This is a genomic window from Nonomuraea sp. NPDC001684 (assembly GCF_053596515.1).
Genome location: NZ_JBSFGJ010000016.1, coordinates 43,193 through 57,059, shown reverse-complemented (window position 1 = coordinate 57,059; position 13,867 = coordinate 43,193). Strand labels below are relative to the sequence as shown.

At 71.6% G+C, this 13,867-nt stretch carries 13 protein-coding genes; 4 read left to right on the top strand and 9 right to left on the bottom strand.

Annotation, left to right across the window (positions count from 1 at the left end):
- The 3 genes from ACWCSD_RS05845 to ACWCSD_RS05835 form a co-directional block, all read right to left on the bottom strand.
- A partial coding sequence (locus ACWCSD_RS05845) for a hypothetical protein (protein WP_449913306.1) occupies positions 1-185 on the bottom strand: 185 nt, incomplete at its 3' end.
- Between the two features lie 164 nt (positions 186-349).
- A complete protein-coding gene (locus ACWCSD_RS05840) occupies positions 350-1,078 on the bottom strand; it encodes a class I SAM-dependent methyltransferase (protein ID WP_397159571.1) in 729 nt (242 codons plus the stop codon).
- A gap of 128 nt (positions 1,079-1,206) precedes the next feature.
- On the bottom strand, positions 1,207-1,761 hold the full coding sequence (locus ACWCSD_RS05835) for a hypothetical protein (RefSeq protein WP_449913303.1): 555 nt from the start codon (positions 1,759-1,761) through the stop codon (positions 1,207-1,209).
- 93 nt (positions 1,762-1,854) lie between these two features.
- Here ACWCSD_RS05835 and ACWCSD_RS05830 point away from each other — a divergent pair, with 93 nt between their 5' ends.
- A complete protein-coding gene (locus ACWCSD_RS05830) occupies positions 1,855-3,300 on the top strand; it encodes an alpha/beta fold hydrolase (protein ID WP_449913302.1) in 1,446 nt (481 codons plus the stop codon).
- Between the two features lie 103 nt (positions 3,301-3,403).
- On the opposite strand, the gene ACWCSD_RS05825 is transcribed toward ACWCSD_RS05830, so the two are convergent.
- Entirely contained in the window at positions 3,404-6,109 is a 2,706-nt protein-coding gene (locus tag ACWCSD_RS05825) for a family 78 glycoside hydrolase catalytic domain (protein WP_449913301.1), read from the bottom strand.
- Positions 6,106-7,359 (bottom strand): MFS transporter, encoded by a 1,254-nt coding sequence (locus ACWCSD_RS05820; protein ID WP_397159564.1) that lies wholly within the window; start codon positions 7,357-7,359, stop codon positions 6,106-6,108. The genes ACWCSD_RS05825 and ACWCSD_RS05820 overlap by 4 nt, the downstream gene beginning before the upstream one ends.
- Before the next feature lie 126 nt (positions 7,360-7,485).
- On the opposite strand from ACWCSD_RS05820, the gene ACWCSD_RS05815 reads away from it, so the two are divergent.
- Positions 7,486-8,505 (top strand): LacI family DNA-binding transcriptional regulator, encoded by a 1,020-nt coding sequence (locus ACWCSD_RS05815; RefSeq protein ID WP_397159562.1) that lies wholly within the window; start codon positions 7,486-7,488, stop codon positions 8,503-8,505.
- A 352-nt stretch (positions 8,506-8,857) separates the two neighbouring features.
- Here ACWCSD_RS05815 and ACWCSD_RS05810 read toward each other — a convergent pair whose 3' ends face one another.
- The gene (locus ACWCSD_RS05810; RefSeq protein ID WP_397159560.1) at positions 8,858-9,835 is read right to left on the bottom strand and encodes an ArsR/SmtB family transcription factor; all 978 of its coding nucleotides are present in this window, start codon (positions 9,833-9,835) and stop codon (positions 8,858-8,860) included.
- Between the two features lie 57 nt (positions 9,836-9,892).
- Here ACWCSD_RS05810 and ACWCSD_RS05805 point away from each other — a divergent pair, with 57 nt between their 5' ends.
- Positions 9,893-11,098 (top strand): MFS transporter, encoded by a 1,206-nt coding sequence (locus ACWCSD_RS05805; RefSeq protein WP_449913298.1) that lies wholly within the window; start codon positions 9,893-9,895, stop codon positions 11,096-11,098.
- A 15-nt stretch (positions 11,099-11,113) separates the two neighbouring features.
- Here the strand turns inward: ACWCSD_RS05805 and ACWCSD_RS05800 are convergent, their stop codons facing one another.
- The 3 genes from ACWCSD_RS05800 to ACWCSD_RS05790 form a co-directional block, all read right to left on the bottom strand.
- Positions 11,114-11,719 carry an ester cyclase gene (locus ACWCSD_RS05800; RefSeq protein ID WP_449913297.1) on the bottom strand — a complete coding sequence of 202 codons (606 nt, stop codon included), beginning with the start codon at positions 11,717-11,719 and terminating at the stop codon, positions 11,114-11,116.
- Between the two features lie 94 nt (positions 11,720-11,813).
- Positions 11,814-12,053, bottom strand: coding sequence for an SDR family oxidoreductase (locus tag ACWCSD_RS05795; protein ID WP_449913296.1), 240 nt, complete (start codon positions 12,051-12,053; stop codon positions 11,814-11,816).
- Entirely contained in the window at positions 12,025-12,750 is a 726-nt protein-coding gene (locus ACWCSD_RS05790; protein WP_358298086.1) for an SDR family oxidoreductase, read from the bottom strand. Before ACWCSD_RS05790 ends, ACWCSD_RS05795 begins: the two co-directional genes overlap by 29 nt.
- A 130-nt stretch (positions 12,751-12,880) precedes the next feature.
- On the opposite strand from ACWCSD_RS05790, the gene ACWCSD_RS05785 reads away from it, so the two are divergent.
- Positions 12,881-13,837, top strand: a complete 957-nt coding sequence (locus ACWCSD_RS05785) for a LysR family transcriptional regulator (RefSeq protein WP_449913294.1) — start codon at positions 12,881-12,883, stop codon at positions 13,835-13,837.
- Positions 13,838-13,867: the final 30 nt, after the last annotated feature.

Sequence of the window (13,867 nt, the reverse complement as noted above, 5' to 3'; positions counted from 1 at the left end):
GCCAGCGTCTCGACGCCGATCACCGCGATCGCGGCGTGCCTTCCCAGAGCCGCCGGACCCAGTTGTGCGATGGTCCGGCCGAGTTCGCGGTGGGTTATGGTCTTTGACAGTGTCGCTATCAGGAAAACCACGATGAGTACGGCCTGAGCAGCGGCTCCGGTCGCAACTGCCGCATTCAGATTCATCCGTCGCTCCCGTCAGGGTCGGATGAACGAAAAAGTATGGTACGGGCCTTAAATGATCAACTCTTGACAAGATCGATTTCGCAGGATACCCGAGGACGGCGCCCGGTCGGTCGCGCTTCGGGCAAGTGCGCACCGTCGCCCGGCCTCACAGATCACCGATGAGGTCAACCGGCACGCCGTGCCACGAAGACGAACTCTCTCCCCGGCCGATCAGGCGCGTCGCGAACGTCCTCCACCACATATCCGTGGGCGACCAGATCTCTCCCGACCTCTTCCCGCTCCCGGAAACGCAACGTCGAATCCGACGTCAGCACCTGTCCGTCCGCGGCGAAGACGTAGGTCCAGCGGAAGGTCACCAGAGGCAGGCTCACCTCGACCAGCTCGACCCAGCTCTCGACGGAGCCGACGCCTGGGATCTCCGTCACGCGGTGGGAGAGCTCGCGCGTCCATCCTTCCCAGGCGCGCCGGGCCGGATCGCGGGTCTCGAAGACCAGACGCCCTCCGGGGCGCAGGGCTTCGCAGGCTCCCCGCAGCGTCTCCTGCCAGAGGTCCGGATCAGCGACGGCCTGGGCGACGTTCGCCGTCATCGTCGCCAGATCGACCTGCAGCGACGGCAGGTCCGTCGCGTCACCGCAGATCCAGCGCACCCGCTCACTGCCGGGTTTGGCGTGCGCGACGTCGATGGACGCCCGAGCGGGATCGACGCCGACGACCTCGATCCCGCGATCGGCCAGAAGCAGCGCGAACACCCCGGTGCCGCAGCCGATGTCCAGCACTCGGCGCGCCTTGAACTCCTCCGCCATCCGGAGGTAGGCGTCGAGATCACCGCGGTCGGGGTCGAGCGGATCGTAGATCGCGGCGAGTCGTGGATGTCCGAAGCATTCGTCAGCCATGCGGCCGAACGTATGCGGGCCGAGAACGAACGGCTACCGCGTTTCGGACGGCGCGTGCCGGTACGCACCGCCGGCGCGCCCATTGATCCGGAAGTCCGTCACTGCGCTGCCGGCCGGGTTTCCGGTGGTCAGCCGGGGTGGCGGTCGAGGAGGTCGGCGAAGGCCGCTGCCGCGTTGTCGGCGCGTACCGGGTTCGCGGCGACCATGCGGTCGAGCGCCAGGCCGTCGAGTGTGGCGAGGATGAGGTCGGCGAGCGGCTCCGCCTCGCCCGCCGCGACCCCCAGGGCGAGGAGGCCGCTCCGCAACGGCTCGCGCCACGGCCCGCGCAGTTGTTCGACGGCGGCCCTCCAGCGTTCGGGTTCCTTGGCGGCGAGGACGGAAAGGTCGAGATAGAGCCGGGTGGCCTGTGTGCCGCTCGGGTGCGCGAGGCTGGACCACAGATGCCTGACGAGGTCGGCGACGCTGCGCACCGCCTCGCCGGGAGGTTCGGCCGCCGCGGCCAGCCGCTGCTGCGCGAGCGCGAGGGCGGCGCCGACGAGCCGTTCCTTGCTGCCGAAGTGGTAGATCAGCATGCGGTCGCTGGTGTTCAGGGCGGTGGCCAGCGGACGCAGCGACAACCCGATCAGACCGTGTTCGAGCACGTAGTCCAGCACTTGCTCGGCCAGCTCGGCACGACGATCCATGGCTCGACCGTAGCAGTCCCACCCACGAATGTAGCGCATGCTACATTCGTATGCATGTAGCGACTGCTACGTCTGAAGGGGGTGGCGATGATCGTGAACAGGATTGCGTCCGTACTCGCACCGCTGGTGTGGGGAGCGGTCGCGGGGGTGAGTACGCCGCGCGGGCCTCTGACCCCGGCAGCGGCGTTGACCAGCATCGGGCTCAGCCTGGTCGTGGGCGGGGTCGCCGGATACCTCGCCAGGTCGCGATGGGCGATGATCGCGGCGCCGGCGGTGTTCGCCCTGGTCTTCGAGATCGTCCGCACCGGCGCGGAAGGGCCGAGCGTCGACGCGCCTCAGGGTGGGCTGTTCGGAGTGCTCGCGTTCCTCGCCGGGCGGGGCGTGCACGGGCTGCTCGCGTTGCTTCCGATGCTCGTCGGTGCCGCCTGGGGAGCCGGTCTTGCCCGACCAGGACAGGGAACCGGCCTCGCCCGATCAGGATCGGGAGCAGGCCGCGTCCGGCGCCTGCTCGGCCGGACGCTGATCGGCGCGCTCGCGATGATCGTCGCCGCGCTGGCGATCGGCGTCGCCCTGCCCGCGAGCACCGCCCCGATCGCCGGTGAGCGTGCCGTCGCCGAGCTGACGACCGTCCCGAGCGGCTCCCACCGGCTCGGACTGATGATCCGCGGCCGGGACACGGCCAAGCCGGTCCTGTTGTTCGTCCCCGGCGCGCCCGGCGCGGCCGAACGCGGAGCGGTGCGCAGGCACCTGTCAGCGCTGGAGGACCACGTCGTCGTCGCCACCCTCGACCGCCGCGGCGGCGGCAGTTCCTACCCGATGCTCGAACCCACCGCCACGCTGACCCCGGCGAGCGAGACCGGCGACATCCTCGCCGCCGCGGACTACCTCAGAACCCGATTCGGCAAGGACCGGATCTACCTCCTGGCGCACTCCGGGGGCACCCTGCCGGCGGTGCTCGCCGTGCAACGGCGGCCCGAGCTGTTCCACGCCTACGTCGGCGTCGGTCAAGCAGTGAACACCGGCGCCGCCGACCGCGTCCAGTACGCCGACACCCTCGCCTGGGCGCGCGGTCACCGTGACCGCGACCTCGCCGCCGCGCTGGAGGCCGTCGGGCCCCCGCCCTATGCCGGCATGTACGGCTACGAGCCGATGCTGCTCGCCGAGAGCAAGGTCTACGCGACCGGGAACGGACAGGGCGGCCTCGACGAGAGCCTGGTGGCGCCCGAATACTCCTTGCTCGACAAGGTGCACCTCGTCACCGGCTTCCTCGACGCCTACGACCGCTACTACCCGCGGGCCCGCGACCTCGACCTGCGGACGCGCGTCCCGCGGCTCGCCGTCCCCGTCCACTTCATCGACGGCGCCGACGAGGTCCCGGCGCGCAGCCGGCTGCTGGACGACTGGTACGCCACGCTCGTGGCGCCGCACAAGGAACACACCGTCCTGCCCGGCGCCGGGCACCGGTCGCTGTTCGAGCAGCCGGACAGGTTCACCGACATCCTCGTCGGGCGCGTCCTGGCCGCAGGCGCCAGAACCTGAGCACTGCGACCATGTCCGAGACGGCTGGGGCTCGTCCCATGCCTCGATGGACGACCTCCCGCCCACCGATCCTGAGGCCGTCTACCCCCGGCCCGACCTCGGCTCACGGCCGCAGTTGCTCTTCCAGGGCCGACTGCAGCCGCGCGACCTGTTCCGGTGTGGCACGTGGGGCGACGACGGAGGCCAGCTCGGACAGCGGCAGGCGCAACCCGCGAGCGGCCAGGGCCGCCGGATCGCCGATCACGCCATGGGCGGTCATCACCTGTGTCAGGCGCTCCCACAGCCAAGCGTCGTCGACGGCGTCCGCGATCACTTCCGGCGACGCCGGTGGCGGCAGCTCGGCCTTCCACTGATGACGGCCGGGACCGGTCCGGAACGGTTCGCGCCCCGGCAGGTGCACGATCGCCTCGGTCCCCGGCGGGACCCGCGCTTCGAGGATGAGGGTGCCGTCACTGATCCGCCACGCCACGCCCGCATCGCCGTACGGCGTCTCCAGATCGGCCTCCGCCCAGGTCAGCCCATGTCCCGGCAGCGGGCGGACCTCGATCCGCCGGTAGCCGGGGGCGGCGGGCGCGAGGCCGGCCACCCGCCGGTGCAGCCAGTCGGCGACCGCGCCCAGCGCATAGTGGTTGAACGAGGTCATCTGGCCGGGGTTGATCGAGCCGTCGGGCAGCATGCTGTCCCAGCGTTCCCAGATCGTCGTCGCCCCCATCGTCACCGGGTAGAGCCACGACGGGCAGGAGCGTTCCAGGAGCAGCCGGAACGCCAGGTGCGGGTATCCCGCCTCGGTGAGCGCGTCCGTGATCAACGGCGTGCCGACGAATCCGGTCGCCACCCGGAAGCCGTTGGCTCGCACCAGGTCGGCCAGCCTCGTTCCAGCCGCTTCCCGCTGCTCCGGCGTCGGCAGCAGGTCCCAGTGCAGGGCCATCGCGTAAGCCGTGGGAGTGTCGCTGACCATCAGCCCGCGGTCCGTGACGTAGGCGGCCGCGAACGCACGCCTCACCTGCGCCGCCAGGTCTCGGTAGCGTCGCGCGTCCTCGCTCAGGCCGAGCACGGTGGCGGTCCTGGCCAGCAGGTCGGTGCTGCGGATGTAGTGCGCCGTGGCGACCAGGTCCTTGTCCGTGCGGGAGTCGCCGGGCGCGTCCGGCGGAGCGGCCGGGTCGAGCCAGTCGCCGAACTGGAAGCGGCCGGCCCACAGGCCGTCCTCCCCCGCGAAGGCGCGCAGCCGTTCCACCCACGCCCGCATGCTCGGATACTGCTCGCGCAGCACCTCGGCGTCGCCGTAACGCTCGTAGAGGGTCCACGGCACGATCGTGGCCGCATCGCCCCACGCGGCGGCCGCGGGAAGGATGTTGTGGTGGACGTTCGGCACCACGAACGGCACGCAGCCGTCCTCGAACTGCTCCGCCGCCAGATCCCGCAACCACGAGGACAGGAAGGACGAGCAGTCGGCCAGGAAGGCGGCCGCGGGCGCGAAGACCTGGATGTCGCCCGTCCAGCCGAGCCGCTCGTCCCGCTGGGGGCAGTCGGTCGGCACGTCGAGGAAGTTGCCGCGCATGCTGCGCACCACGTTGTCGTGGAGCCGCTGCACATCGGGATCCGAGCAGCGGAAATGCCCTGTGGGGCGCAGGTCGGAACTGAGGACGACAGCTTCGACCGACTCGATCTCCTCAGGAGCCACGCCACGCAGCCCCGCGTACCTGAAGCCGTGGAAGGTCAGCGACGGCTCCAGCACCTCGGTCCGTCCACCGGCCAGCACGTAGCGGTCGGTGGCTTGGGCACTGCGCAGGGGGCGGACGCCCAGTTCACCGTCCTCCAGCACTTCGGCGTGCCGGACGACCACTTCCTGCCCGGCACGCCCGCGCACGCGCAGCCGTACCCAGCCCACCAGGTTCTCCCCGAAATCCACCAGCAGCTCCCCCGACGGGGCCGCGTACCGCCTGCCGCCCCGCACTGCGGCGACCGGCCGAACAGGCGGAGAGTCGCCGGGAAAGAGCTGGTCGAGCGGCTCGTCGAGCACCTCCACCGGTTCGCCCGGTCCGCGTCCGATCCGCAGGTCGGTGGTCTGTCCGTCGTAGAGGTCGTCCGCGAGGACGCCCGTGGCGTGCGCCCGCCAGCTCTCGTCGGTCACCACCAGATGCGTGCTCCCGTCGGCGCACTCGATCTCCAGTTGCGCCAGCAGTGCGAGCCGGTCGCCGTACAGGGCTCGCTCGCCGCGCGAGTAGAGCCTGCCGCGGTACCAGCCGTTGCCGAGCAGCGCGGTGACCTCGTTCTCGCCCGGCCCGAGCAGGGCGGTCACGTCGTGGGTGCGGTAACGCAGCCGCCGGCCGTAACTGGTCCAGCCGGGCGCCAGTTCCTCGTCGGTGACGCGCTCGCCGTTGATCCGCGTCACGTGCAGCCCGAGTGCGGTGACATGCAGGCGGGCGCGTGTCACCGCCGCGGGCAGCTTCACGGTACGGCTCAGCAGCGGCGCGGCGGTGAGCACCGCGCCGAGGGTCCGCGGCGAGACGAAGCGCGCGCTCCAGTCCCCGGCGCCGAAGAGCGGCGTCTCGAAGGCCAGCGGCCTGCTCCAGTCGCCCCAGCGGCCCCGGCTGCCGACGCTGACGCGCAGCGCTCCGGCGGCGCGGGAGTCCAGTGGGGCGAACGGCCATCGCACGCCGAGCTGTTCGGCGCCCTCCGCCGTGTGGACGACGGGTCGCCCGCCGGCGAGGGTGAGCTCGCCGCGGTAGGCGTCGAACGGCTCGGTGGTCCGCCAGGACAGACGCGGTCGCGGCGCCGGCATGCCGTGCAGCCGCAGGTCGACGCTCACCGGACCGCCACGGGGTCGGCGGTGGCCGGCATGCGGCGGCGCAGCGGGAAGATCCACGTCCAGGCGATCAGGGCGGCGATGAGCACGGCGGCGAGCAGCACCACCATCAGCGCCTGGGGGCTGGCGTCGGCGATCACCGGGGTGACCAGCGCGAAGCCCGCCGCCACGAACCGGGTGAAGGCTATGGCGACGCCTTGCGCGGTGCCTCTGATCAGGGTGGGGAAGAACTCCTGCGACCACACCTTGAAGATGACCTCGCCGGCGAAGCTCGCGCCGATCGTGATGGCGAACTTCAGGATGATCAGCGTCACCGTGTTCAGCCCCACGATCAGCGGGATCGCCGTTCCGATCGCCATGATCGCGACACCGATCGTGTAGAGCAGCATCCGGGCGGGCCCGTCCACGTACTTCATGAAGATCAGGATGGTAAGGAATCCGAGCGGATAGGCCAGCATCCCCACGAGGGTGGCCGTCGACACCTGCGCCCCGGCCACTTCGGTGAACAGGAACGTCTGGAACTGGCCGAACGTGTTGGCGACCAGGTTGCCGACGGCGTAGAAGAGGCCGAGCCCGACGACGGCGCCCAGGAGCGGCCTGGACGTCAGCACGCGCCAGGAGTCGCCGCGCACGCCCTCGGCCGGGCCGGCCTGCTGCCGGTCGCGCTCGCGTACCCACTCCTCCGACTCACGCAGCCGCCGGCGCAGCACGAGCACCACCAGGGCCACGACGATCACGTGCAGGTAGATGATCCGCGCGCCGATCGTTCCGGTCCCCGAGACCAGGAACGCGATGAGGTAGGCAGCGAATCCGCCACAACTCCAGAGCACCTGCGAAAAGGCGACAAGCCTGGCACGCCGGCCTTCCGGCGCCTCCTCGGCCACCAGCGCCAAGGAGGTCGGAATGTCGGCGCCCATCGCCAGACCCGTGACGGCCACCCCGACGAAGATCATCCACGGCTGGACGGCGAAGGCCAGCAGCAGGAGACCGGCGACGAAGACGACCAGGTCGTAGGTGAACACCCTGCGCCTGCCCAGCAGATCTCCGAGCCGTCCGCCGAACACGGCTCCAAGGGCCAGGCCCAGCGTCAGGACGGACGACGCCGTGCCGATCATCCACGGGCTCAGCCCGAGCTGCTGCTTGTACAGAACCAGCGCGGTGCCGGTCCCCACGATGGTGGCCGCGTCCATGTAGGAGGCCATGCCGCCGAGCGCGGCCGTCCTCCAGGCACGCCTGGCCGTCGTCTGTGTCATCTGCGTCGATACCTCGTGTAGGGGGTTCCACGGCCCGCACGCCGCTGGTCCGCGTTGTGTGAAGCGACTATTGTGGATCGATCTACATTTTTCAAGAGGGAAGTTCCGGACCGCTATGTTGCTGACATGAGTTCCTCGCGCCCCACGATCTCCGACGTCGCCGCCGCGGCAGGGGTGTCACGGGCTGCCGTGTCGAAGGTCCTGCGCGACGCCTACGGCGTGAGCCCGCGCATGCGCGAACGCGTCGAAAGGGCCATCGCCGAGCTCGGCTACCGTCCCCGGGAAGCCGCCCGCGCCATGCGCACCGCCACCCGCACCATCGGGGTGGCCGTCCCCCTGCTGCGCGGCCAGTTCTTCGCCGACATCCTCGACGGCGTCTACGAGGAGCTGGACACCGGCCCTTACCGGATGCTCGTCTCCCCCTTCGACCACGAGACCAGCGAGCGGAACCCCGGCATGGAGTCGCTGTGGGACCGCGAGGTGGAAGCGGTCATCGTCGTCTCGCCGAAGGTGCGCGCGTCCTGGCTCGACTCCTTCGCCCAGCGGCTGCCGACGGTGGTGGTGGCCAGGCACGACGCGAGCGACCATTACGACCGCGTCGTCAACGACGACCGAGCAGGCGCGGCCCTGGCCGTCGAGCACCTGGCGACGCTGGGCCACCGGCGGATCACTCACCTCTCGCACAACGTCTCCGGGCCCGGCATGCTGAGCCCGCATGCCGTACGCGAGTCCGGCTACCGCGAGGCGATGCAACGGCTGGGGCTCGACGCGTACCTGTCGGTGGTGACCTGCGGCGGCAGCGAGGCCGAGACCTACCGGGCCACGGCGGCGCTGCTCGACCGGGGGGATCCGCCGACCGCGCTGTTCGTCGGATCCGACCAGGGAGCCTTCGGGAGCCTGCGGGCGCTGTCGGAGCATGGGCTGCGAGTGCCCGATGACGTCTCTGTCGTCGGCTACGACGACACCCAGTTCGCCTCGCACCCGCGCTTCTCGCTCACCACCATCGCCCAGTACGGCACCGCCATGGGCCGCGTCGCGGCCGACCTGGCACTGGAGCGGATCAGGGCGCGCACGGAGGCACGGGAGTGGGTGTCACGGCCGGCGTTGATCGAGCGTGAGTCCACGGGGCCCGCACGCCTTCTCTGACGCCGACGGCCCCCGCAACGTGTGGGCGGTGGGCAACGGCTTCGACCGTCGTGTCGCCCTGCAGTGGGACGGACGGGTCTGGCGCCGGCACCAGCCGCCCCAGACAGAGGGGACGTCGCGGTGGGCGGCAAGCAGTGGAACCGGCGGGCGATGATCTGGCACGGCGAGAACGGCGGTTTTGTGGCTGATGGCGTCGTTCGGGAACGGCGACTCCGAGTCGATCGCCACCTACCGCCGCCGCGGACCGGCGCCTTCGCGGTCAGCGTGACGCCGCCGCGGGCGGTCCGCACCAGGGTCGCCATGCGGCGCACGGCCTCCGCAGGAGGACGGAGAGTGCCTGAGTGCGCCCGGCTCAATCCCCTTCACGGTGGAGTCCCGAGCCGGCGACCAGGGCGTCGCCGAGTTCGGAGCGCAGGTAGAGGACCGAGCGGCCGTGGCGGGCGCTGGCCAGCAGGCCGGCGGCGCGCAGGGTGCGAAGGTGCTGGTTGACGGCCGAGGTGGTGACGCCCAGGCGGCCGGCCAGCTCGGTCGAGGAGGCGGGGGCTTCGAGTGTGGTGAGCAGCCCTGCCCGGGTGGCGCCCAGAAGGTCGGTGAGCACCGCCGGGGAGGTACGGGGCTCGGACTGCCAGAGCGTGCCGGCGCCCCGGGTGCCGTACATGACCAGAGGGGGCTCCGACGGCGAGATGGGGGTCGTGGGTGCCCGGCTGAAGAGGGTCGGGACCAGGGTGAGGCCCTCGCCGCTGGTGGCGCGTCGGTAGCGGGCGTCGCTGATCAGCCGCATGCGGACGACCCCGTCCTTCAGCTGCACGCGTTCGTTGAGGTCGGCGAACATCGCCGCCAGGCCGTGGGCCGAGATGACCTGGCCCCGGTGGACCACGTCGGCCTGCAGCACCGCCCGCATCCTGGGCCACCACGGCGCGAAGCAGGTGCGCCAGTAGTCGCGCAGCGCGTCCAGGATGCGGGCCGACGGGTCGCCGCGCAACGGCTCGGGGAGCCGAGGGTGGATGGCGCGCAGGTCGTCGAGCACGCGCCCGGCGGGCACGCGGGCCAGGGCGGCGAACTCGTCGTCGATGCGGGTGAGCGGCGCGTGGGGGCGGGGCGACAGGTAGTCCGGCGTCCACATGTCGTCGTTGGTGAGCGCGCGCAGCAGGGGCAGGTCCAGCCTGGAGCGGACCTGCTCGGTGCGGCGCAGCCAGGGCAGGTGCACCGGGTAGCGCCCGGGGTCGCGGAACGTGCGCAACGACAGCGTGAGCTCGTTGAGCGGCGAGATGGCGAAGCGGACGTCCGCGACGTCCATGCCCGCGAGCTCGTACTCGATCAGCCCCGCCATGAAGCCATACGCTACATCAATTGGCGACAAAGGCCCTATCGCGGGATAAAAGCCACCGTGATCCAGACCTTCTTCCCCAGCGACCGCGTCGCCCGCTCGCTGACCCTCAGCACGATGGCGTTCGCGCTCTCCAGCGGCGTCTTCTACACCGTCAGCACGCTGTACTTCACGCTCGTCATCGGGCTCGGCGTGCAGACGGTGGGTCTCGGGCTGGGCATCGCGGGCGGCACCGGGGTGCTGGCCTCGTACGCGGGAGGGTGGCTGGCCGACCGGGTCGGCGCGCATCGCGTCCAGACGGTGGCGACGGGGCTCAACGGGCTCGCACTGCTCGCCTACACGTTCGTCTCCGACGCCGTCGTGTTCACCCTGATCGCCTGCATGGCGGTGATCACGCGTTCGGTGGGGTCCTCCGCCAAGCAGGCGATGCTGGCCCGGTGGTACCCCGGCCCGGAGCGGGTCGAGATCCGGGCCCGGATGCGGGTGGTCACGAACGTCTTCATCGGCCTGGGCACGGGCGCCGCCGCGGCGGCGCTGCTGATCGGCACCGCGGCGGCCTACCGGGTGGCGATGGTCGCCGCCGGGGTCCTGCTGCTGGCGGCGACCGTGCCGCTGGCCGGGCTCGGACGTCAGGTGCCGGAGCTGGCCGCCAGGATGACCGCCGTCAGGCAGCGCGCGGCGTCCGGCGGGCCCTCGCCGCTCAGGGACCGCAGGTATGTCGCGAGCGTGGTGTGCAACGCGGTGGTGGCCACGCAGTTCGGCCTGCTGACCGTCGGCGTGCCGCTCTGGGTCGCCACCACCGACGCGCCCACCGCCATCGTCTCCGTCCTGCTCGTCCTGAACACCGTGGTCGTCGCCGCGCTGCAGGTGCGCGCCTCACAGGGCACCGACGACGTGCGCCAGGCCGGGCTCACGGTCAGGCGCGCCTCGTGGCTGCTCGCTCTCGCCTGCGGTCTGTACGCCCTGGCCGCCTACGGAAACGTGATCGTCGCCTGCGTCCTGTTCGTGCTGGCCGCCTTCGCCCACACCATGGGAGAGATCCTGGGCGAGGCGGGCGGCTGGGGCATGGCCTTCGAACTGGCCGACCCGCGCAGCGCGGGCGCCTACCAGGGGCTCAGCCAGACCGGTTACGCGCTGGCCGCCATGGTCTCGCCGATCCTCGTCACCACCGCCGTCGAACACCGTACGGCGGGCTGGCTCGCCCTGGCCGCGCTCTTCGTCCTGGCCGGCACGGGCGCCGCCGCGGTGGCCAGGCACGCGGCGTAGGGGTCAGGCGAGGTGTCAGCCGTCGACTCCGAGCTGGCTCAGCAGCGTCGCGTTGTCCTCGATGTGCCAGTCTTCGATGATCTTGTCGGTGCCGACGTGCTGGATGTCGATGGCGTTGAAGCCGACGCTCTGGCCCTTGCCCTGGACGCCGTTGAAGGCGCCGGTGAAGTGGCCGCGGAAGACCAGCCGGGCGGTGATCTTGTCACCGGTGACCAGCAGGTCGGCCAGCTCGCAGGTCAGGTCCGGCACGGCGGCACGGAAGTTCTTCGAGGCGAAGACCGGGCCGGTCGGGCCCTGCGGACGGCCGGCCGGCAGGGTGTTGTCCTTGAACCGCGGGCTGACCGCGGCGTCCAGGTGCTTCTGCTCGCCGGTGTTCCAGAACGTGTACAGCTGCTGGGCCAGGCGGACCTCCTGGGCCGCGCGCCTGTCGCCGATCGAGCGGTCCACGGTGATCGCCTTGGGCTGGACCAGGTCGGGTGAGTGGTCGATCAGGCGCTGGGGCCAGGCGTACGGGCCCTGCCGGTGACTGTCGTCGTGCGCATGGGCGGCCGTGGCGATGCCGCCCGCGAGGCTCGCCGCCACGGCGACGACGGCGACGCGGACAAGGGTGCGTGAGCGCATGAGCGGTACTCCTCGAATCAGCCGGCACGCTCGGCGCGTGCCGGGAAGGCCGTCCGGTCCCTTCGACCGGGCGGAAGAACGGGGTGATGACGGGTCAGATCTGACGCAGTGCGCCGCCGTCGACGGCCCACTCGGCACCGGTGACCTGGCCCGCGAGCGGCGAGAGCAGATAGGCGATCACCCGGGCCACGTCCTCGGGCTCGCCGAGCCGGGCACTGGGCAGCCGGCGCACCTCGCGGACGAAGTGGTCGACGGCCGCCTCCGGCGCGAGACCGAACTGAGCGCCGAGCTGCTCGGCGAAGCGGTCAGGCGAGGCGGCCGCCGCCGTCGACATGCAGCACGGTGCCGGTGACGTAGGGGTTGTCGATGGCGTAGAGGACGGCCTTGATCAGGTCCTCGGGGGTGCCCACCCGGCGGGCCGGGTTGCGTTCGGCCACCCCGCGCAGGAACGCCGCCTTGTCGGCGCCCATGCCGTCCCAGGCACCGGTGTCGACGATGCCGGGGGAAACAGCGTTCACCCGGACCGGCGCGATCTCCACCGCCAGCGCCCGCACCAGGAAGGCCAGCGCGCCGTTGGTGGTGGCCATCACCGTGCGCGCGGGCGCCGGGCGCCAGGCGACCACACCGGAGAAGAAGGTGAACGAGCCGTGCTCGGACACCTGCCCCACCAGGTTCTTGGCCAGCAGCAGCGGCCCGATCACCTTGGCCGAGAACGCTCGCTGCACGTCGGCCGCTTCGAGGTCCTTCAGCGGGCCGTTGGCCGGCGCCGCGGCGGTGGAGACCAGATGGTCGAACCGGCCGAGACCTCCGGCGAAGTCGGCGATCGACCGCTCGTCGCAGAGGTCGAGCACGCGGACCTCGGCGGGCCCGGACAGCTCGGCGGCCGTCCACTCCAGCTTGCGGAGATCCGGCCCGGCCAGCACGACGGCGGCGCCGGCCGCTGACGCGGACCTGGCCAGCGCGCGTCCGGTGTGCGAACCCGCGCCCACCACGACGAGCCGTTGTCCCTTCAAGCGCGTGTCATCGGACATGGGAGAACTCCTTCGAACAGTCGGGGATCAGCCGCCCGACCTTGCCGGTGGCGGCCACGTCCACGACTCTGGCTCACCCACCTGCCATGAGTCCAAGGCTTGTTTTCTACCGGATCGATAAACTGTGCTCATGGCGATGGCGACGCTCCGGCAGCTCGAATACCTGGTGACCGTGGTGGACCTCGGCTCCTTCACCCGCGCGGCCGAGCACCTGCACGTCACCCAGCCCGCGCTCTCCCACCAGATGCGGGCGCTGGAGACCGCGGTCGGCGGCCCGCTGCTCGAACGGCTTCCTCGCGCGGTACGCCTGACCCCGATGGGCAGGGCGGTGCTGCCGCACGCCCGCGCCGCGCTGGCCGAGGCCGAGCGCCTGCACAGGGTGGCGCGGCGCACGGCCGGACTGGAGGAGGGCGAGGTGGAGGTGGCCGCCATCTACTCGGTCAGCCTGGGCATCCTGCCGCCCGTCCTGCGGGCCTGGCGCGGCCGGCACCCCGGCGTACGGATCCGGCTGCGCGAGTACCCGCACGCCGACCGGCTCCAGGCCGCCATGGCCGCCGGCCGCGCCGACCTCGCCGTCGGCCCTGTGCCCGCCGGTTGGGAGGGACCGATCCGCGAGCTCGGCGTCGAGGAGTTCGGGATCGTCCTGGCCGCCGACGACCCCCTGGCCGGCAGCCCCACCGGCAGGGTCGCCCTCAGCGATCTGGCCGACCGCGCCTGGGTCCACTACGCCCCCGACAACGGTCTCGCCGATCTGCTCGACCAGGTCTGCACCCAAGCGGGCTTCCACCCGCAGGCGGCGATCCGCGCCGAGCAGACCTCCGCCGCTCCTCTCCTCGCGGCCGCCGGACTCGGTCCGGCCCTGGTTCCGGCCAACATCATCCCGCCCCACTTCGACGGCGTCCTGCTCCGCCCCGATCCGCCGATCCGCCGCACCCTCGCGGCCTACACCCGCACCCGTCCCGACGCCATCACCGTGGCCTTCGCCGACCTCCTCGCCCAGCAGGCGCGCGTCAACCCGGCGTGCTTCTCGGCGACCGCCGTCTCCCAGGAGCGAGCGGCTGCCGACGCGCCGTCGAATCCGCTCTGATCAACGTGGCGTCGGAGGTCCCGCGCCGTT

Excerpts from the sequence above, each read along its gene's own strand:
- ACWCSD_RS05840 (WP_397159571.1), bottom strand. The coding sequence starts at position 1,078 with ATGGCTGACGAATGCTTCGGACATCCACGACTCGCCGCGATCTACGAT.
- ACWCSD_RS05835 (WP_449913303.1), bottom strand. The coding sequence starts at position 1,761 with ATGGATCGTCGTGCCGAGCTGGCCGAGCAAGTGCTGGACTACGTGCTC.
- ACWCSD_RS05820 (WP_397159564.1), bottom strand. The coding sequence starts at position 7,359 with ATGACACAGACGACGGCCAGGCGTGCCTGGAGGACGGCCGCGCTCGGC.
- ACWCSD_RS05815 (WP_397159562.1), top strand. The coding sequence starts at position 7,486 with ATGAGTTCCTCGCGCCCCACGATCTCCGACGTCGCCGCCGCGGCAGGG.
- ACWCSD_RS05810 (WP_397159560.1), bottom strand. The coding sequence starts at position 9,835 with ATGGCGGGGCTGATCGAGTACGAGCTCGCGGGCATGGACGTCGCGGAC.
- ACWCSD_RS05800 (WP_449913297.1), bottom strand. The coding sequence starts at position 11,719 with ATGCGCTCACGCACCCTTGTCCGCGTCGCCGTCGTCGCCGTGGCGGCG.
- ACWCSD_RS05795 (WP_449913296.1), bottom strand. The coding sequence starts at position 12,053 with ATGTCGACGGCGGCGGCCGCCTCGCCTGACCGCTTCGCCGAGCAGCTC.
- ACWCSD_RS05790 (WP_358298086.1), bottom strand. The coding sequence starts at position 12,750 with ATGTCCGATGACACGCGCTTGAAGGGACAACGGCTCGTCGTGGTGGGC.
- ACWCSD_RS05785 (WP_449913294.1), top strand. The coding sequence starts at position 12,881 with ATGGCGATGGCGACGCTCCGGCAGCTCGAATACCTGGTGACCGTGGTG.